Consider the following 18025-nt stretch of genomic DNA (forward strand, 5'->3'; position numbering starts at 1 on the left):
CGGGAAAAGCCCGGCGGGGCGCGAATAGCGATAACTATTCAATGACTTGACTGAAAATCACGACCGCGCAAATTTTTGCGCGCCAACTACGCTTTGCCGAACACACAGCGCTGCTTGAACAGACCGGTCTCAGCGGGTGGGCGGCCGGTCCAGATCCGGCGAAGGCACCTAATCGTCGGCGTAGTCGTCTTCCTGGTGCTTGCGCGTCGCGCTCTTGCGCGCACCGAGCGAACCGGTGACGGACTGATCGCCCGCATTGGCATAGGGGCGACGCGACTGCGCGCGCGAGGCGACCTCTTCGCCCGAGACGGCGGCGGGCTGGCAGATCAGGCGGCGGCTGGCGCGGCGCATCAGATCGACGTGGATGTGATCGTAGTGATAGACGTTCGATCCCGGCGCGAGCACGGTGGTGAAATGCGCGCAGGCGCCCGACTGCACGTCACGCAAGAATCCCTGCTCCTCCGGCATGCCCCGCCAGCCGTCCTTCACGGTGACGCGGCGGCCGTCGGCGAGTACGAATGCGGCAATGTCGAGCGCGTTGCCGAAGGCGTGCTCGGAGATGTGTGAATGCGGATTGCCGTTCATGCCCCGGCATGAATAGGCGGAGATCTGCTTGATCTCGGCGACGCGGACGCCGAACCAGCGCATCGCAGACGGCTGCACCGTGTCGGCGAGCCAGCGGTCGAGTTCGGACACGATCGGACAGGCGAGTGTCGCGGTCGGCTTGATCGCGACCGGACCGACGGCGGTGACGGGGTTGCCCTGCGCCGGACCGAGGCGCGGCGGCGGCTGCTGCGCAGGCGCCTGCGAGTAGGGCGCCGGCCGTGCCGGATAGCTCGGCGAATTCATGTAGCGCGCAGCGCCCGCGGCATCGGTGCCATCGGACGGCAGATCGATCTCGTCCTCCTGCGCCGCCACGCCGGGCGCGTTCAGCGACATCGGCCCGGACGATGCACCATAGCCGGCGGGCTGGCGCACCGCGGCTTCAGGATAGTTCGACCGTTGCGGAGAGGACGATGCCGGATAATTCGACCGCGGCTGTGTCACCGGCCAGCGCGGTTGGCCGCCGATGCTGCCCGGCGGACGCAGCTCTTCGTCGGCAAAGCCGTAGCTGCTCGAGGCCTCGCCGATGGCGGCGACCTTGAGCGGAAACTCGGCGCCGCACATGCCTGGCCCGGAGATCGGGTCGATGCGAACGAGGTCCGGCCCCTCTTTCACCGCGCCCGATTTCAGGCAAGCGGCTTCGGCCTCGGCCCGCCACGGTTCGCGTTCGGCCTGGAAGAAGCCGCGTCCGCAACCCGCTAGCGAAACAAGGACGATGGAGCCGACGAGATACAAACGAACTCCGCGCGTCATGCACGCACGTTCGGTGAATTTACTTAAAGACTCTTCAACGCGTTGATTTCAGGGTTCTTTAACCATAAGGCCTCGCGCGCGCCCGAACCTGCCGCCACCGAGCGACAGCAGGGCTGACTGTTTCGGACATAGACTCTCTGTTAACCATGAGGCTCGCGCGCAAAGCGGCGCGCGTGGCGGAGAGACCCCAGGAGCAACGTCATGACGTTCGCCGGGAGACTGAGCGTTGCCACCGCGTATCTCGCCATGGCCTTTGTCGGCGCCATCGTGCTCGGCATGATCTAGCGACGACGATCGGCCAAATCCCGCCACGGCCTGCGCGGAGCTACGACCGCGCTCCATTCCATTGGCGCGAGGTCGTGGCCAACTGCTCCTCGACCCGCGTCCAGTCGTTGCCGGAACACCAGAAGCGGCCGATCGCACAGGCTTCCACACGGAGCTTGCCGGAAGACGTCAACATCATCCTGCCGTAATAGGTGCTGCCGCTGGAGCGGCTGTAGATGCTGCCAGTCCAGACGTCGTGCGTCTTCGGCTTCATGTTGACGAGCACACTCTCACCCCGGTCGGAGGCTTCGGTGAGCGCGAAACCGCAAAGCGCAGGGCCACAGCGTTCGATGCGAACGGTGCCCTTGGCACCTGTGCTCTCCCATTCGCCGAGCGGCGAATAAGCCGGCTCCTCGTCGCTGCGCTGTGCGATGGTCGTGCCCTGCTTGATCTCGGGCTTCGGAGCAGCGACAGGCGGCTCCATCCGCGGCGGATCGAGCGTAACAATCTTCGACGTATCGACGCGCTGCAAATCAACCCGCGGCGGATCGGGGCTCAGCGGCTCAATCCTTGACGCCTCGAGTTTCGGCGCCGGCGGAGGCAAAACGGGCTGCGAAGTCGTGGCGGCAAGGACGGGGACAGGTGGCGGAGCGGCGGCAGTCGCTTGCACCGGCCTGACCGGGATGATCGGAGCGACCGGCTGCGGCGCCTGCACGACCGGTGCGGGCGCAGGCGGCGGGGCCGTGCCGACATCTCCCGTCATCCGCAGGCTGCGACCGGACATTGAAACACAGGAACTGGACCTACAATTGCGCGGTGCGTCGACACGGAACCGGTGACCGCCGATCGAGAAGGAGTAGGAGCCGGCCTGGGCTGCGGGCGCGCTCGCCGTCAAGGCGATCGCCATGCCAAGCGAAATCAAAAGCCGCATCGTCGACCCCTCCCCTCTGTGTCGCGACCAGATTACGCGGGATGCAGAGGGGCTGAATGTGCGCTGCCTCACCCAGACCGCGTGCCACCGTTGTGACCCCCATCACAGAACGCCCGGCCGCCCCGGCGTAGGGTCGAACCACGTTTCATCCACCGGCGACACCAGTCCATATCGGGACCACGCCATTTTCGGAGGTTGTCATGAACAAGCTCACCATCGCCGCCACCGCGCTCTTTCTGGCATCGACCGCCGCCGCCAACGCCGGCGGCAACACGATCTCGTTCCAGATCGAAGGCCAGCACATCCGCATCGAGACGCCGCGCAACTGCGCCTCGCTCAACTGCGTGACCATCGTTGCACCGGGCCTGTCGGACCAGCCGATCAAGCTGAACAACATCAACCTGAAAGGCCTGGGCGGCTCCAAGGACGATGACGACACCACGTCAGGCACGACGACTGCGCAGCCCGCGCCGGCTCCGGTTCAGCAGGTGCCAGTGCAGGCGACCGCGCCGGCCGCGCCCACAGGCACGGCTCCCGCCGCTCCGGCCACGACGGTTGCCGCCGCGCCGTCGGTCGGCTTCGACGCCAATACGCAGCCCGCGCCCGTCGCGGCTCCTGCTCCCGCACCCGCGCCGGTCGCAGTTGCTCCGGCGCCCGCTCCGGCCCCTGTGGCCGCTGCGCCTGTGGTGGTTGCCAACACGCCGATCGGTATCTGGGCAACCGAAGAGAACAAGGGCAACGTTCGCGTCGAGCAGTGCGGCGCCAATCTCTGCGGCTACGCCGAGAAGACCAATGTGCGCATCCTGATCAACATGAAGCCCGAGGGCTCGAAGTGGAGCGGCCGCATCCACGATCCCGACTCCGGCCGCAATTACGACTCGACCATCGCGATGAAGGGCCCGAATGCGATGCGCGTGCAGGGCTGCGCCTTCGGCGGCATGTTCTGCGGCGGTCAGACCTGGAAGCGCGTGAGCTGAGGCGCTGAGCGCACAAATATTCGTCATGCCCGGGCTTGTCCCGGGCATCCACGTTCTAAAGATCGTACGTCAAGACGTGGATGGCCGGGTCAAGCCCGGCCATGACGATGTGAAGACAGCTAGTCCCTTGTTAGCATCGCGCACCCATTGATCGTTCGCCGCTCCCGTACGACTAATGTTCATCCGCCATTCAGGTCTCCCCGGCTGAAATCGGCCGATCTCGCCTCGCGTTCTCACCGGGACTTCTTCGTGACATCAATGCTGGCCTGGCGCCGCTTCGTGTTCGCGCTCATGCTGCCGGCTTTGCCGCTGGCAGGCGGCAGCGTGGCTTGCGCATCCGAGACAATTGAGCTCGCGCAGACGCAGCCACAAGCTCAGCCGGCTCCCTCCCCCTCCCCGACGCCCTCGACCTCGCCGACGCCGGCCACGGACGCACAAACCGCCGCCGTCGAGCCGATCGGCAACGTTGCGACCGTCACGGGGATCGCGACCGTGATCCGTGACAAGAATTCCTATCCGCTGCGCGTGCGCGACGACATCTATCTCAACGACGTGGTGCAGACCTCGTCGAACTCCTCGCTCGGCATCACCTTCGACGACGCCACCACGTTCAATCTCTCCGCCAGCTCGAAGATCACCATCGACAATTACGTCTACGAGGACGGCGGCAAGCAGAACTCGGCGATCTTCGACGTCGGCAAGGGCACGGTCGCCTTCGTCGCGGCTGCCGTGGCCAAGACCGGCGACATGAAGATCACGACGCCGACCGCGACGCTCGGCATCCGCGGCACCACCGGCGTCGTCGACGTGCCTGAAGGCGCGGCGGCGAGCAGCGCGCGCAACGTCAACATCAAGCTCTATCCCGATGCCGACGGCCGCGTCGGCCACATCGACGTCGACGACCGCAGCAGCGGCACGCGGCTCGGCGCGCTGACGCAAGGCGCGAGCGGCTTTGCGATCCGGCCCGGCGCGGCCACTGCCGGAATCATGCGCTTCGCCGCCGTGCCGATCACGATTCCCGCGCAGCAGATCGCGCGCGACCGCGGCTTCGTCGGCCAGGTCCACCTGGCGCAGACCACGGGCCGCCAGATCGTCACCGAGCAGCGCGACTTCCGCCGCGCCAATCCGACCGCGCTCAGCCGCATTCCGCGGCCGGCCCAGCCGCCGCAGCAACAGCAATTGCGGCCGGCGACCGCACCCGGCCAGCAGCTGCAGCGGCCGAACGGCGAGCCGGGCCAGAACATCCGTCCGGGTCAGCAGCAGCCGGGCACGCCGGGCCGCCAAGGCGCCCAGCCTCCGCAACGGCAGGGCCAGGGACAACAAGGACAAAGCGGCGCGGTGCAGCCGGGCACACCGCGTGCGGGCGAGAGGCAACAGCCGCGAGGACAACATCAACAAGGCCAGCCGCAGCGCGGCCAGCAGCAAGGCGCCGGACGTCCGGGTGCACCGCGCGAAGGACAGGGCACACCGCCAAACGGCACGCCGCAAACACAGCCGCAGCGTGGTGGGCAGATTCAGCCCGGAGGAGTCGTGCCGCCACAGCCGGGCGGAACTCGTCCGCAGCCGCAGCTGCCGCGCACCGGCATGCAGCCGGGCCAACCGCCCGTGGCTCAACAGCCGGGCGTGCAGCGACCAGGCGGCTTCCAGCAGCGCCCCCCCGCCGCACCACGCCCCGCAGCGCCGCGCAAGCCGGCGCCGCCACCGAAGGAGAAGGAGCGGCGGTGATGGTGCCGCCCCTCGCCGCTGTTCTCTCCTCTGTCATTGCCGAAGCAATCCATAAACTTTTCGCGGAGGAATCCTGGATTGATTCCGCCTTCGACTAAGGCCTCGGCGGACAAGTCGCTGCGCTGGCAATGACGATTTGGAGGGAATTGACGCTCACCTAACCGCATGAGCTCGCGGATGCTCTTCCACCCGAGAGCAGCGCGCTCGAACTCACGCCTCGCCGCGCAGCCAGGCCTTCACCTTCTGCAGCAGACCATGCCGCAGCTCGTCGACGGAGGCGGCTTCGGCCGGCGTCAAAGTCTGCAGCGTTGCGTCGATATCGTCGGCCGCGAGCGTCGACGTCGGCTCGGGCGCGGGGGACGACGCCAGCCCTGCTGCTGCAAGCGCGATCGGGCCGATCTGGGTCAGGAAGGCGCGCTCATATTCGCGCGACAGACGCGCAAGCGCGTCGTCGAGCGTCAGCCAGTCGACCGCCTTGATGTCGTTCATCAGCTTGCGAACCGGACCGCCCTCAGCTTCCATGCGCCAGAAATGCACGACTTTGAAACGCCCGCCCGACTGGTAGACCAGCGTGCCCAGGAATTCATGGATGGCGATGTCATGCCCGGTTTCCTCCAGCACCTCGCGGTGCGCGGCCTGCTTCGGCGTCTCGCCGTCGTCGAGCTTGCCCTTGGGCAAAACCCATTCGTTGCGCTTGCGCTGGCGCACGACCGCGATTAGCGGCGGCGCACCACGCCGCAGCACAATACCACCCGCCGCCATGACCGGCGCCCGCGCCATCACCAAAATCCGTGTCGATCCATCGTCCCCGCCAAGGATATAGGCGGCGGGGACGGCGGATTGAAGGCTATCTTCTCCTCAACAGCCCTTGACCGGCGCGAATGCGCGTGCCCTCGGCGAGGCCGTCGCAGAAGGTGAAATCGCCGGGCGCGAGGATGATGATAGTCGAGCCGTGCTCGAACCAGCCGAGCTCCTCGCCCTTGGTCACGTTGACGTCGCAGGGGAAATTGACCGGTCCGCGGGACTGCGCGTTCAGCACCATGTCGAGGAAGTGCAAGCGGATGCTCGCGACCAGGATCGCGGCGACCGGCACCAGCGTCACGGCTTCGCCGGTCGAAAGATGCGTCCGGATCACTGCGCGCTCGTTCTTGCAGAACAGACGTTCGACCCGCTTCAGCGCGATCGGGTTGACGTTCCAGACATCGCCATGGATTAGCGTGACCCGCTCGATATGCGCCTCAAACGGCGCATGGAAGCGGTGATACATGCTCGAGGTCAGCCGCAGCGTGACGAAGGAGCCGTTGCGGTGCTGGTCGACCAGCGCGGAATCGCCGAGCAGGTCGAGCAGCGAATAGGGCGCGCCCTTGACTTGAAACAGTTCGGTGTCGGCGATCCGGCCATGCGCGCCGACGATGCCGTCCGACGGACTGGCGACAACGGACGGATCCGGATCAAAGGGACGCAGGCCCGGCTTGAGCTCCCGGGTGAAGCAATCGTGCAGGCTCGTGAAATGATCTTTCCGCGCCTCCGACAGATCGAGGTCGGAGAACAGCTTCCACAGCGCGATCGAGCCGTCCCGCACCAGCGGATTCTCGATCTTGGAGAACCAGCCCATGAAGCGGGTCAGGGCCGCGCGGGGGATGCGGTTGGTCAACAGGAAGTTGAGGTCTTCCTGCTGGGTGAAAGAGGCGATGATGGCTTTGACTGTCATGAATCTGTCAGCTCGCAGTATTAGCGCTTGTTGTCATGGAAACGACACTCCCGATTCTCTCGATGTCCGTGGCCGCCGCAGCGTCTGCTGCCGCCGTCTTCCCGAAGATCAAGGCGCGGGTCGAACTGTCCCGCGCCAAGCACCGCTCGCTCGCCGGGCACTCCAAGATGTCGCGGCGGGTGGCAAAGCTGCTGCCGTTCTACGAGTTCGAAGGCGACAAGTATTTCAGCTGCGACGGCGCGCCTGATGACGTGGTGGCGCAGCGCAAGGACGCCTTCTTCCGCCTCGCCAGGCTTTACGCCGAGCGCTACCCCAAGGGCCGCGCGATGACGAAGGACGCGGCGGAGAAGATCTCCGACCTGCACTTCACCGAAACCTACCGCGTACCGTTCCAGTTCTCGCGTCTGGTCCGCGAGCATCTGGGCACCTCGACCTTCGTGGACTTCTCGAGCGGCGTCACCGTCACCGATGTCGACGGCAACACGTCGTACGATCTCACCGGGTCCTACGGCGTCAACATCTTCGGCAACGACTTCTACAAGGAGTGCATCGAGGGCGCGGAGAAGCGCGCGCATGCGCTGGGTCCCGTGCTCGGCCCCTATCATCCCGTCATCCTCGAGAACGTGCAGCGGCTCTGCCGGATCTCCGGCCTCGACGAAGTCTCCTTCCACATGTCCGGCACAGAGGCCGTGATGCAGGCGGCGCGGCTCGCGCGCTACCACACCAAGCGGACCCATCTGGTTCGTTTCGCCGGCGCCTATCACGGCTGGTGGGGCGACGTGCAGCCCGGCGTCGGCAATCCGATTGCCGCGAACGAGACCTACACTCTCGCCGAAATGTCGGAGAAGACGCTGCACGTGCTGCGCACCCGCCGCGACATCGCCTGCGTGCTGGTCAACCCGCTGCAAGGCCTGCATCCGAACGGCAACGCGCCCGGCGATTCCTCGCTGGTTGACTCGTCCCGCGGCGGCAATTTCGATCGCGCGGCCTACACCGAATGGCTCGCGAGGCTGCGCGACGTTTGCACCGAGCGCGGCATCGTCCTGATCTTCGACGAAGTCTTCGTCGGCTTCCGTCTCGCTGCCGGCGGCGCCCAGGAATATTTCGGCGTCAAGGCCGATATGGTGACCTACGGCAAGAGCCTCGCCGGCGGCCTGCCGATCGGCGTCGTCTGCGGCAAAAAGGAATTGATGCGCCGCTTCCGCGACGATCGTCCCGCCGACATCTGCTTTGCCCGCGGCACCTTCAACTCGCACCCCTACGTCATGACGGCGATGGACGAGTTTTTGAGCCGGCTCGCAAGCCCGAATTTCCGCGCTGTCTATGACGGGCTGGAGGAAACCTGGAACGGCCGCGCCGAGAGGCTCAACCAGATGATGACCGACGCCGGCCTGCCGGTGCGGTTCGCAAACTTCTCGTCGATCTGGACGGTGAAATACACCACACCGTCCCGCTACAACTGGATGCTGCAATATTACCTGCGCGCCGAGGGCTTGGCGCTGAGCTGGGTCGGCACGGGACGGCTGATCTTCAGCCTCAACTACACCGACGCCGATTTCAGCGAGGTCGCCGAACGTTTCGTCCGCGCCGCGAAGAAGATGAAGGCCGACGGCTTCTGGTGGCACGACGGCGTGCTCACCAACAAGGACATCAAGCGACAGATCCTGAAAGAGATGCTCGCCAAGCGTTTTGGGCGCTGACGTCAATTCCCTCGACGCCGTCATGGCCGGGCTTGTCCCGGCCATCCATGCGTCTCTGCGCGAAAGGCCCAAGACGTGGATGCCCGGCACGAGGCCGGGCATGACGCAACCATCAGACATCGGAATGTCTTGTGTACGCAGCGCGCTCAGGCGTGCTGCTCTTCGAGCGTGGGTTCGCCGATGAGACCCAGCGTGTGCTCGGGGTTGAGGTGCAGGCCGGGGTCCATCAGCTCGCCGCGCATCAAAGCGAGCGGCGCGCTGCGATAGAGCATCAGATCGTGGAAGGGGTCGGTCAGGATCTTGGTCATCCAGACGAGGCCGGTCTCGACGTCGCGGATGAAGAACAGGTGCACGGTGCGGAACAGCAGACCGCCGCCGCCGACCACGAGCCAGATCTTGGCAACCTGCCGCATGAAGTCGGTCGCGGTCGCCCAGGGGGTGAACAGGCCGAACAGCGTGGGATCGGCGAACAGCACCAGCGGCGAAGCCGCCCAGATCGCCATCAGCACCACCTTGCGCTGAAGGTTGTAGCCGACCTTGATCTCTTCCTTGTGCTCGTGGGTGGCCTGGTTGACGTGGTCGTAGCCGTGCGGCTCGAAGAAGAAATGACCGGCCTGGCGCGAGGTCATCGAGACCAGCCATCCGACCAGCGCGGAAACGACGGGATCGATGAACAGCCAGACATAGGCGAAGAGAAAGCTCAGCGCGCTGATGAAGTGCAGGCTCTGATTGATGCGGCTGTGGTGATAGTAGCGATGGTCGTCCCAGCGCTGGATCCGCAGCTGCTCGAGATAGTTCTTGATCATGCTCTCCCCCAAATGCTTTCGGGTACGGGATTACAGGGATTCGATGTAGGCCGTGTGACATCATCATTTTGTCATGTGACGATGTGCAGCGGCGCGATGACGCACGCGAGGCGCGAGCTTCAGCTCATGCCGCTTTCGCGACGTCGACCTTGCGGAAGCGCACCAGCGAGAAATGGCCGAGCGGCGGAATCAGGCGGCGCTCGGCGAGCTCTATCCCATGGGCGCCGGCCAGCCATTTGGCATAGCGCGACCAGGCGAACTCGGCGGTGCGGAAGCCGAGCGGGCGCACCACCGGCTGCAGCTTCTGCTCGATGAAGCGGCGCATGCCGGCATCCGCGCTGACGCGGGTGAGGATGATCAGCTCGCCGCCCGGACGCAGCACGCGGGCGAATTCGTCGAGCGCGACTTCCGGATTCGGCACGGCGGTGACGACATATTGCGCCATCACGACGTCGAAGGCGTTGTCGGGGAATTCGAGCTTCTCGGCGTCCATCACCGCGAGGCCTTCGACGTTCTTCAGCTTGCCCTCGGCGACGCGCTGGCGCGCCTTGTCCAGCATCGCTTCCGAGATGTCGGTACCGAAGATGCGCAGGTTGGGCGCATAGAGCGGCAGCGAGATGCCGGTGCCGACGCCGACCTCGAGCACGCGGCCGCCGATCTTGTTGGTGGCCGCGATCGCAGCCTGCCGGCCCTTGGCGAACACGCCGCCGAACACGAGATCGTAGACGGGCGCCCAGCGATCGTAAGCCTGCTCGACCGTGCCACGGGTGAGATCGAGCTGCTGGGTGCCGTCAAGGTTCATGATCTTAGCCATCGATGGGGTTCTCGCTGTGGGTCAGACGTTTGGGATCAGCCGCGCACCGGCCGCCGCGCCATCCGAGGCGAGGCGCGCAGGACGCGGCTGGGCTGAAGTGACGTGAGGTTGCCGACGAACTGGCGCGCGCTGTTTTCCCAGGAGCGCTCAAGCGCGAAATTGCGGCAGGTCTCGCGCGACATGGTGAGCGCGCGCAGGCACGCGGACCGCAGATCGTGGTCGATCGCGCCGATCGGATGACCGGCGATCACGTCCTTGGGCCCCGTCACGGGAAACGCCGCGACCGGCGTGCCGCAGGCCAGCGCCTCCAGCTGTACCACGCCGAACGTATCGGTCAGGCTCGGAAACACGAACACGTCGGCGGCGGCGAGATGCGCAGTGAGATCCGCGCCCTTCTTCTCGCCGAGGAACACCACCTGCGGGTATTTCTTCTCGAGCGCGGCCTTTTGCGGGCCATCGCCGACGACGACCTTGGTGCCGGGCAGATCGAGCGAAAGAAACGCTTCGAGATTCTTCTCGACCGCGACCCGGCCCATGGTCATGAAGATCGGTCCGGGCAGATCGAGCTTTGCCGGGCTATCGGGATGAAACAGCTCGGTGTTGACGCCGCGCGTCCAGAAGCCGAGCCGCTTGAAGCCGCGCTCGGAGAGCTCCTGCCGCAGCGAGGGCGTCGCCACCATGGTCATCGCGGCGGCATCGTGGAAGTGCCGCAGCACGGCATAGCCGACGGCGGCGGGGATGCCGGTCCGCACCGCGACATATTCGGGAAAACGCGTCGTATAGGAGGTGGTGAAGGCGAGCCGGTTGCGGCGGCAATAGGCCCGCGCCGCCCAGCCGATCGGGCCTTCGGTCGCGATGTGGAGCGCGTCCGGCGCGGCCTTCTCGATCCGCCGCGCGATCTCCTTTCCGCTCGGCAGCGCGATGCGCAGGCTCGGATAGGTCGGCAGCGGCCAGGACGGAAAGCCGTCCGGCGTCAGGAAGTCGATCTCGACATCGAGGGCCTTGGCGGCATTTGCCAGGGAGGTCAGGGTGCGGACCACACCGTTAACCTGGGGATGCCAGGCGTCAGTCGCGATTAATACCCGCATGGGGAAATCCCGAGAGTTTGATGATTCTCGGTTTCCGACCATCAACGAAGGATATTTCAAGCGTGTGACGTCACAGAAGTGTCGGCCCACCGTTTTGTTCGTTAACGGGAGCCTGCGGCCACGAAACTGTCATGAAACAATCCTTTCAGCGACGAAACCGTTTTCGGTTTTCCGCGCAAATGTCCCGAAACGTTTTGCCGTTAGTGATCCAGGCAACGGAGCACCGCAATGGTGCCGCGGTGGCAGAGACCACCGAGCAAACAGGGGCGATCACATGTTCAATCTGGACACGTTCAGGATTTTTTCGCGCGCCGTTGCTTTTGGCGCAGTTGCGGTCTCCGCAATCGCATTCGCAGGTGCAGCCAAGGCCGCGCCAGTGCAGCTCTTCCCCTTCTTCCAGCCGCTGCCGCCGTTCGCCGCGCCGCAGCCGGTCCAGCCCTATCAGCCCTACCAGGCGCCGACCTATCAGACCGAGCCGTCCGACGATCAGGACGCAGTGGAGATGCCGGCGCGCTTCCGCCGCCAGACCGTCGCCTACGCGACGCGCGAGGCGCCGGGCACCATCATCATCGACACGCCCAACACCTATCTCTATTACGTGCTCGGCAACGGCCAGGCGCTGCGCTACGGCATCGGCGTCGGCCGCGATGGCTTCACCTGGTCGGGCACCCAGTCGGTGACCCGCAAGGCCGAGTGGCCGGCCTGGACGCCGCCGCCGGAAATGATCGCCCGCCAGCCCTATCTGCCGCGCCACATGGCCGGCGGCCCCGGCAATCCGCTCGGCGCCCGCGCCATGTATCTCGGCGGCACCATCTACCGCATCCACGGCACCAACGCCCCCGACACCATCGGCAAGCGCGTTTCCTCGGGCTGCATCCGCCTGACCAATGAGGACGTTTCCGACCTCTATTCCCGCGTCAACGTCGGCACCAAGGTGATCGTGCTGCCGATGACGGAACGGAGAGCCGAGCTCAGAACCGCGACGCGCTGAACCGACAGGACATTGTGACGCAAACGGCCCCGGAACCCACCGGGGCCGTTTCCGTTTGCCCCTCGACATCCCGGCGCGCTCGCGTGTTGCGGCGCGAACTCCGATAGAGGCGCAGATGCAATCACACCTGCAGACGCCACGAAGTTCATGGCTGCGCACGATCGCGGCCGCCGGAGCGGTGACACTGCTTCTCTCCACTCCCTCCTCGCTCGCGCAGCAGCCTGCGGGCGACGAGGCAGCCCACCAGGCCTTCAACAATTCCTGCCGCACCTGCCATTCCGTGAAGGAAGGCGACAACCGCCTTGGCCCCAATCTCAACAAGATCCTGGGACGCAAGGCCGGCTCGCTGCCGGACTACAATTATTCGTCTGCGATGAAGGATGCCGGTTTCGTCTGGGACCAGGACAAGCTCACGCGCTTCATGGTCAAGCCCGACGAGGTGGTGTCGGGCAACAAGATGCAGCCCTATGGCGGCATCTCGGCGGAGGAGGCGACGAAGGTGGTGGCGTATCTGCAGGCGGCGGGCGGCCAATAGGATCGCGGCAGCGCTGCGTGTAAGGCCTGCATGCGAAATCGCAGCGCATCCTTCGAGAAACCCGCCTGCGGCGGGCCCCTCAGGATGAGGGCGGAGCGTGTGGCAGCCGGTCAGTCGGAAGCACTTGCACCAAGTTGCAGCTGCCAGTTAGCCTCATCCTGAGGAGACCGCGAAGCGGTCGTCTCGAAGGATGGGGCGTTCAATCGGACGGCAGCTACTCGGAGATCAGCCTCAGCCACGCTGCTGAATGAAACGCGCTCATCAGCAGATACATCGGCACCATGCCGCCGAGCAGAGAGCCGTGCGCGGCGCCGCAGAGCATGTCTGCCGGGCCCTCGCCGAGCACGGCCGTCAGCAGCGCCATCATCGCAAAGGTCGGCGTGGCGGCCAGACCAAGCCATCGGGCGAGACGGCGCGCGGCCACCACGCCGTCGCGGCCGGCGCCGGCACTTGCGCCGACGGGACTAGTCACGCCCTTCTGCGGCCTCCTCGCGAAAGGCTTTCTCGCCGGCATCGGAGATCTCGACCCATTTCTTGTCGGGCCCAGCACCTTCCGTATAGCTGTCGTGCCAGTTCCACCATTTATAGGTCGGCGTCTGCGGATAGCCCTTCGGCGAATCCTCCCAGACCTCCTGGCGGCCGAGCGGGGTGATATCGAGATAGTTCCAGGTGCCGCCCATCTGCTCGTCGCCGCGGCTCTTGACGAAATAGGTGCGAAAGATGCGCGTCCCGTCGTGGTAGAACACGTTGGTGCCATGCCATTCGTCGACGCCGAAATCGGCATCGAAGCTGTCGGTGACGGTGACCCATGGCATGATCCAGCCCATCCGCTTCTTCAGCCTGATGATGTCGGCCTGGGGCGCCCGCGAGGCGAACACCAGCGTGGTGTCGCGGGCATTCAGATGCGCGACATGGGCGACCTGGTCGGCCACCATGGAGCAGCCGCGGCAGGCGTGATCGGGCCAGCCGAACACGCCGGGCTCGAAGAAGGCACGGTAGACGATCAGCTGCCGCCGGCCCTGGAACAGATCGACGAGGCTGACCTTGCCGCCGGGCCCCTCGAACGCATAGGTTTTGGCAACTTCCATCCACGGCATGCGCCGGCGCTCGGCGGCCAGGGCGTCGCGGGCACGGGTATGCGCCTTTTCCTTCACGAGCAGTTGCTGACGGGCGGCCTCCCAGTCCTGCGGCGACACCACCGGCGGCGTTTGCATGGCGGTCTGTCCGTTCGTCCCTGCGTTGTCTATTGATGTCATCATGGCTCTCCAAACCTCTTGCTCGACGTCCTGCCAACGATTTCTGGCACCAAGCGGTTGCGCGGTGGGAGTAACAAGTGTGGCGGGATTGACATGGAGTCGCTGATCAATGCCGCAGCGCGTGCGCTGGAGGCCGGCGATCCGCTCGGCGCGCTGAACCGCGTTGCGTTGCGCAACGACGCGCCGTCGCTGGCGCTGCGCGGCATCGCGATGGCGCAGCTTGGCGACCTCGCAAAGGCGAAGACGCTTCTGCGAAGCGCCGCACGCGCGTTCGGTCCGCGCGAGGCGGTGGCGCGCGCGAGATGCGTGGTGGCCGAAGCCGAGATTGCGCTGGTCTCGCGCGATCTGGGCCGGCCTGCGAAAATGCTCGCGGCGGCACGGGCGACGCTCGAAAAGCACGGCGATGTCGCCAATGCCACGCATGCAGGCCACATCGAGGCACGCCGCCTCCTTCTCGTGGGACGGCTCGACGAAGCCGAGCGTATCCTCGCCGAGCTCGGCCCCTCCCCGCTGCCGCCTGCCCCGCAGGTCGTCCGCGAGCTCGTGGTCGCCGGCATCGCAATACGGCGGCTCAGAACCAAAGACGCGCGCGCGGCGCTCGCCCGGGCGGCTCGCGCAGCGAGCCTGGCAGGCATCCCTGGGCTCACAGCCGAGGTCGAGAGCACGAACCGCGTGCTCGATACGCCCGCAGCGCGCCTGATCACGCGTGGCAACGAACGTCCGTTGCTGCTGGAGCAGGTCGAAGAGCTCGCGGCCTCGGACGCACTCGTCGTGGACACCTTCCATCATTCGGTGCGCAGGCGGGGCACGATCGTATCGCTCGGGACCCGCCCGGTGCTGTTCGCGCTCGCCCGCATCCTGGCGCAGGCCTGGCCCGCGGACGTCACGCGCGAGGCGCTGATGGCAGGGGCGTTTCGGGCGAGACACGTCGATGAATCGCACCGCGCCCGCCTGCGGGTGGAGATCGGCCGGCTCCGCGCCAAGCTTAAGCCATTCGCCGATGTGGCCGCGACGAAACAGGGTTTTGCGCTGACACCGCGCAAGACGCGGCAGGTCCTGGTGCTGGCGCGGCCCGTCGAGGAGAAACACGCGGCTGTCCTCGCCTTCCTCTCCGACGCGAGCCGTGGTCGAGCTCGGCGCTCGCGCTGGCGCTCGGGACCAGCGCGCGCACGGTGCAGCGGGCGCTCGACGAGCTGGCGCGATCGAACAAGGTGCAGTCGTTCGGACATGGGCGGGCGCGGCGCTGGATGATGCCGCCCGTCCCGGGTTTCCCGACAGGCTTGTTACTCCCGGGACCGCTCCTGAAGACGTAAGGTAGCAGCACATCACAGGGAGCGAGCACATGAAGCGTTCACCCGCCGAGATCGTCAGGGAGTACGGACCTTTTGCCGGCGTCGAAGCCGTGCATGGCGTCACCTATGACGGCACCCATGTCTGGTTCGCATCCGGCGACAAATTGAATGCGGTCGATCCGGAGAGCGGCAAGGTCGCGCGCTCCCTCGATGTCGCAGCCCATGCGGGAACGGCGTTCGACGGCCGGCACCTGTTCCAGATCGCCGAGGATCGCATCCAGAAGATCGACGCCGCCTCAGGCAAGGTGCTCACCAGCATTCCGGCGCCGGGCGGCGGTGGAGATTCCGGATTGGCCTGGGCCGAAGGCTCGCTGTGGGTCGGGCAATATCGCGAGCGCAAGATCCACCAGGTCGATCCGGATACGGGGCAGGTCCTTCGCACCATCGAGAGCAAGCGCTTCGTGACCGGGGTGACCTGGGTCGACGGCGAACTCTGGCACGGCACCTGGGAAGGCGAGGACAGCGATATCAGGCGGATCGACCCTGACACGGGCAAGGTGCTCGAGCAGCTCGACCTGCCTGCCGGAACCATGGTGTCAGGGCTGGAGTCCGACGGCGGCGACCGCTTCTTCTGCGGCGGCGGTGCGAACGGCAATGTGAGGGCGGTCCGCCGCCCCCGGCGCGGCTAGCCCGCGGCGATGGTCTGAATGCGCAGCAACGATCGGTCGCTGCCGTTAACCCATTCGCCCCAATTCCACCCCATCGGTGCGCTCTAGCGCCCTCCTCGCCTGCCCTGTAGAATCCCTGCCGGGGCGGCCTGGGGGATCGATGCGACTGACGTTGAATGTGAAGACCATCATGATCGGCGTCGCGGTGCTCGCGGCGTCGTTCTTCATCAGCCTGAAGGCGATGGACTGGCTGTCGCCGCGCGCGACGAATTCCGCGCCGCCGGTGGCGCAACTGCCGCCGTTGCCGCCGGCGTCGAAGAGCTCGATCGTGATCGCGCCGGTCGCCATCGCGCTGTCGGCGATCCGCGACCAGGCCGAGAAGGCCGCGCCGCGCAATTTCGCGGGGAAGGCCGACAACCCGATCTCGCAGATCCTGGAGAACGCCGACATCGGCTGGACCGCCGTGCGCGGACCGATGGCGGCTGTCGGCGACAAGGACGTGCTGACGATCTCGACGCCGCTCAACGGCAAGCTGAACGTGACGGGCTCGCTGTCGTCGAAAGCCACCGGTGCGCTCGGCGACGCGCTCGGCAGCGTGCTCGGCGGAGACGCGGCGAAACGGATCGGCGCCGTCAACATCAAGAATTTGAACGCCAGCGCCGAGATCAGGGGCAACGTCATCGTCACCTCGCGCCCGAAGCTCGCGGCCAACTGGCATCTCGAGCCCAATCTCGGCGCCCAGGTCAATCTCGGCGACACCAACCTCAACGTCGCCGGCGCCAAGGTCAACGTGCCGGCACAGGTGAAGCCGCTAATCGACAAGAATGTCGGCGAGCAGATCAACATCGTCTCCGAGCGCATCCGCAACGATCCGGGCTTGCGCGAGAACGCGAAGCTGCAATGGGCCAAGGCCTGCCGCTCGATCCCGCTGCAGGGCTCGGGCGCCTCGGCCGCACTGCCGCCGCTCTGGCTGGAGATGAAGCCGGTCCGCGCCATCGCCGCGCAGCCGCGGGTCGATGCCCAGGCCGTGACGCTGCTGATGGGCCTGGAAGCGGAGACGCGCGTGACGTCGACGCAGACCAAGCCGGACTGCCCATTCCCCGACAAGATCTCGATCGTGCCGCCGACCGGCACCGGCGTGAACATCGGCGTGCCCATCGACGTGCCGTTCACCGAGATCAACAAGTTGATCGCCGCGCAGATGGTCGGCCGCACCTATCCCGAGGACGGCTCCGGCCCGGTCGACGTCACCGTCAAGAGTGTCAACGTGGTCCCGTCGGGCGAGCGCCTGCTGATCTCGCTGCTGGTGCGCGCCAAGGAAAAGAAGAGCTGGCTCGGTCTCGGCGCCGAGGCGACCGTGCACATCTGGGGCCGGCCGGTGCTCGACCAGGCGCAGCAGACGCTGCGGCTCACCGACATCCAGCTCGCGGTCGAGTCCGAAGCGGCCTTCGGACTGCTCGGCGCGGCCGCGCGCGCGGTGGTGCCGCAGATGCAGCAGGCACTGCTGCAGAGGGCCACGCTCGACCTGAAGCCGATCGCCGCCAACGCGCGCGAGAAGATCGCCGGCGTCATCGCCGACTTCCAGAAAAGCGAGGACGGCGTCAAGGTCGACGCCAAAATCGACAGCCTGACGCTGGCCGACATCGCCTTCGATTCCAAGACGCTGCGCGTGGTCGCGGAAGCCGGCGGCTCGCTGAATGTGTTTGTGAGCAAGCTATCGGGGATGTAGCGCGCCTTCGCCTTGCTATCGTATCGAGAGCCTTTCCCTGCTGCCATCCTTCGAGACGCCCGCCTTCGGCGGGCCCTCAGGATGAGGACGGAATGTGCGGCACCAGTTTCGACGGGCACGCATGCTCATCAGCCTCATCCTGAGGAGGCGCGTCAGCGCCGTCTCGAAGGGCGAGGCGTGCG

At 66.2% G+C, this 18025-nt stretch carries 16 protein-coding genes and 1 pseudogene; 8 read left to right on the forward strand and 9 right to left on the reverse strand.

Going from position 1 to position 18025, the window contains the following annotated elements; genetic code table 11:
* Positions 1-168 precede the first annotated feature (168 nt).
* Positions 169-1356: an extensin family protein gene (locus IVB24_RS32545; protein WP_247770459.1), complete on the reverse strand. Its 1188-nt coding sequence runs from the start codon at positions 1354-1356 to the stop codon at positions 169-171.
* A gap of 325 nt (positions 1357-1681) precedes the next feature.
* The gene (locus tag IVB24_RS32550) at positions 1682-2551 is read right to left on the reverse strand and encodes a DUF2147 domain-containing protein (protein ID WP_247770460.1); all 870 of its coding nucleotides are present in this window, start codon (positions 2549-2551) and stop codon (positions 1682-1684) included.
* Positions 2552-2751: 200 nt separating this feature from the next.
* Between IVB24_RS32550 and IVB24_RS32555 the strand changes: the two genes are divergently transcribed.
* Together IVB24_RS32555 and IVB24_RS32560 are read left to right on the forward strand one after the other, a co-directional pair.
* Positions 2752-3528 (forward strand): DUF2147 domain-containing protein, encoded by a 777-nt coding sequence (locus IVB24_RS32555; protein ID WP_247770461.1) that lies wholly within the window; start codon positions 2752-2754, stop codon positions 3526-3528.
* Between the two features lie 258 nt (positions 3529-3786).
* Positions 3787-5253: a FecR domain-containing protein gene (locus IVB24_RS32560; RefSeq protein WP_247774222.1), complete on the forward strand. Its 1467-nt coding sequence runs from the start codon at positions 3787-3789 to the stop codon at positions 5251-5253.
* Between the two features lie 210 nt (positions 5254-5463).
* On the opposite strand, the gene IVB24_RS32565 is transcribed toward IVB24_RS32560, so the two are convergent.
* Both IVB24_RS32565 and asd read right to left on the reverse strand, forming a co-directional pair.
* The gene (locus tag IVB24_RS32565; protein WP_247770462.1) at positions 5464-6033 is read right to left on the reverse strand and encodes an NUDIX hydrolase; all 570 of its coding nucleotides are present in this window, start codon (positions 6031-6033) and stop codon (positions 5464-5466) included.
* 67 nt (positions 6034-6100) lie between these two features.
* Positions 6101-6964, reverse strand: a complete 864-nt coding sequence (gene asd, locus IVB24_RS32570) for an archaetidylserine decarboxylase (protein WP_247770463.1) — start codon at positions 6962-6964, stop codon at positions 6101-6103.
* 35 nt (positions 6965-6999) lie between these two features.
* Here asd and IVB24_RS32575 point away from each other — a divergent pair, with 35 nt between their 5' ends.
* On the forward strand, positions 7000-8664 hold the full coding sequence (locus tag IVB24_RS32575; RefSeq protein WP_247770464.1) for an aminotransferase class III-fold pyridoxal phosphate-dependent enzyme: 1665 nt from the start codon (positions 7000-7002) through the stop codon (positions 8662-8664).
* Positions 8665-8810: 146 nt separating this feature from the next.
* Here the strand turns inward: IVB24_RS32575 and IVB24_RS32580 are convergent, their stop codons facing one another.
* The 3 genes from IVB24_RS32580 to IVB24_RS32590 all read right to left on the reverse strand — a co-directional run bounded on the left by IVB24_RS32580 (position 8811) and on the right by IVB24_RS32590 (position 11372).
* A complete protein-coding gene (locus IVB24_RS32580) occupies positions 8811-9470 on the reverse strand; it encodes a hypothetical protein (RefSeq protein ID WP_094977309.1) in 660 nt (219 codons plus the stop codon).
* Between the two features lie 124 nt (positions 9471-9594).
* Positions 9595-10284 (reverse strand): methyltransferase domain-containing protein, encoded by a 690-nt coding sequence (locus IVB24_RS32585; RefSeq protein ID WP_166468359.1) that lies wholly within the window; start codon positions 10282-10284, stop codon positions 9595-9597.
* A 35-nt stretch (positions 10285-10319) separates the two neighbouring features.
* Entirely contained in the window at positions 10320-11372 is a 1053-nt protein-coding gene (locus IVB24_RS32590) for a glycosyltransferase family 1 protein (protein WP_247770465.1), read from the reverse strand.
* Between the two features lie 274 nt (positions 11373-11646).
* Between IVB24_RS32590 and IVB24_RS32595 the strand changes: the two genes are divergently transcribed.
* Both IVB24_RS32595 and IVB24_RS32600 read left to right on the forward strand, forming a co-directional pair.
* Entirely contained in the window at positions 11647-12363 is a 717-nt protein-coding gene (locus IVB24_RS32595; protein WP_140480904.1) for a L,D-transpeptidase, read from the forward strand.
* Positions 12364-12478: 115 nt separating this feature from the next.
* The gene (locus IVB24_RS32600) at positions 12479-12898 is read left to right on the forward strand and encodes a c-type cytochrome (protein ID WP_247770466.1); all 420 of its coding nucleotides are present in this window, start codon (positions 12479-12481) and stop codon (positions 12896-12898) included.
* A gap of 214 nt (positions 12899-13112) precedes the next feature.
* Here IVB24_RS32600 and IVB24_RS32605 read toward each other — a convergent pair whose 3' ends face one another.
* Positions 13113-13370, reverse strand: a complete 258-nt coding sequence (locus IVB24_RS32605) for a hypothetical protein (RefSeq protein ID WP_247770467.1) — start codon at positions 13368-13370, stop codon at positions 13113-13115.
* Complete coding sequence (locus tag IVB24_RS32610) at positions 13363-14157, reverse strand: thioredoxin family protein (protein ID WP_247770468.1); 795 nt, start codon at positions 14155-14157, stop codon at positions 13363-13365. The genes IVB24_RS32605 and IVB24_RS32610 overlap by 8 nt, the downstream gene beginning before the upstream one ends.
* 90 nt (positions 14158-14247) lie before the next feature.
* On the opposite strand from IVB24_RS32610, the pseudogene IVB24_RS32615 reads away from it, so the two are divergent.
* The 3 genes and pseudogenes from IVB24_RS32615 to IVB24_RS32625 all read left to right on the forward strand — a co-directional run bounded on the left by IVB24_RS32615 (position 14248) and on the right by IVB24_RS32625 (position 17843).
* Positions 14248-15467 (forward strand): annotated as a pseudogene (locus IVB24_RS32615) (helix-turn-helix domain-containing protein).
* Between the two features lie 29 nt (positions 15468-15496).
* On the forward strand, positions 15497-16135 hold the full coding sequence (locus IVB24_RS32620) for a PQQ-binding-like beta-propeller repeat protein (protein ID WP_247770469.1): 639 nt from the start codon (positions 15497-15499) through the stop codon (positions 16133-16135).
* Positions 16136-16274: 139 nt separating this feature from the next.
* Positions 16275-17843 carry a DUF4403 family protein gene (locus tag IVB24_RS32625; protein WP_247770470.1) on the forward strand — a complete coding sequence of 523 codons (1569 nt, stop codon included), beginning with the start codon at positions 16275-16277 and terminating at the stop codon, positions 17841-17843.
* Positions 17844-18025 lie beyond the last annotated feature (182 nt).

The sequence above is a fragment of the Bradyrhizobium sp. 192 genome (assembly GCF_023100965.1).
GTDB classification, from domain to species: Bacteria; Pseudomonadota; Alphaproteobacteria; order Rhizobiales; family Xanthobacteraceae; genus Bradyrhizobium; species Bradyrhizobium symbiodeficiens.

Coding starts and splice junctions, on each gene's coding strand:
- IVB24_RS32545 (WP_247770459.1), bottom strand. CDS start 1,356: ATGACGCGCGGAGTTCGTTTGTATCTCGTCGGCTCCATCGTCCTTGTT.
- IVB24_RS32550 (WP_247770460.1), bottom strand. CDS start 2,551: ATGCGGCTTTTGATTTCGCTTGGCATGGCGATCGCCTTGACGGCGAGC.
- IVB24_RS32555 (WP_247770461.1), top strand. CDS start 2,752: ATGAACAAGCTCACCATCGCCGCCACCGCGCTCTTTCTGGCATCGACC.
- IVB24_RS32560 (WP_247774222.1), top strand. CDS start 3,787: ATGCTGGCCTGGCGCCGCTTCGTGTTCGCGCTCATGCTGCCGGCTTTG.
- IVB24_RS32565 (WP_247770462.1), bottom strand. CDS start 6,033: ATGGCGCGGGCGCCGGTCATGGCGGCGGGTGGTATTGTGCTGCGGCGT.
- asd (WP_247770463.1), bottom strand. CDS start 6,964: ATGACAGTCAAAGCCATCATCGCCTCTTTCACCCAGCAGGAAGACCTC.
- IVB24_RS32575 (WP_247770464.1), top strand. CDS start 7,000: ATGGAAACGACACTCCCGATTCTCTCGATGTCCGTGGCCGCCGCAGCG.
- IVB24_RS32580 (WP_094977309.1), bottom strand. CDS start 9,470: ATGATCAAGAACTATCTCGAGCAGCTGCGGATCCAGCGCTGGGACGAC.
- IVB24_RS32585 (WP_166468359.1), bottom strand. CDS start 10,284: ATGGCTAAGATCATGAACCTTGACGGCACCCAGCAGCTCGATCTCACC.
- IVB24_RS32590 (WP_247770465.1), bottom strand. CDS start 11,372: ATGCGGGTATTAATCGCGACTGACGCCTGGCATCCCCAGGTTAACGGT.
- IVB24_RS32595 (WP_140480904.1), top strand. CDS start 11,647: ATGTTCAATCTGGACACGTTCAGGATTTTTTCGCGCGCCGTTGCTTTT.
- IVB24_RS32600 (WP_247770466.1), top strand. CDS start 12,479: ATGCAATCACACCTGCAGACGCCACGAAGTTCATGGCTGCGCACGATC.
- IVB24_RS32610 (WP_247770468.1), bottom strand. CDS start 14,157: ATGATGACATCAATAGACAACGCAGGGACGAACGGACAGACCGCCATG.
- IVB24_RS32620 (WP_247770469.1), top strand. CDS start 15,497: ATGAAGCGTTCACCCGCCGAGATCGTCAGGGAGTACGGACCTTTTGCC.
- IVB24_RS32625 (WP_247770470.1), top strand. CDS start 16,275: ATGCGACTGACGTTGAATGTGAAGACCATCATGATCGGCGTCGCGGTG.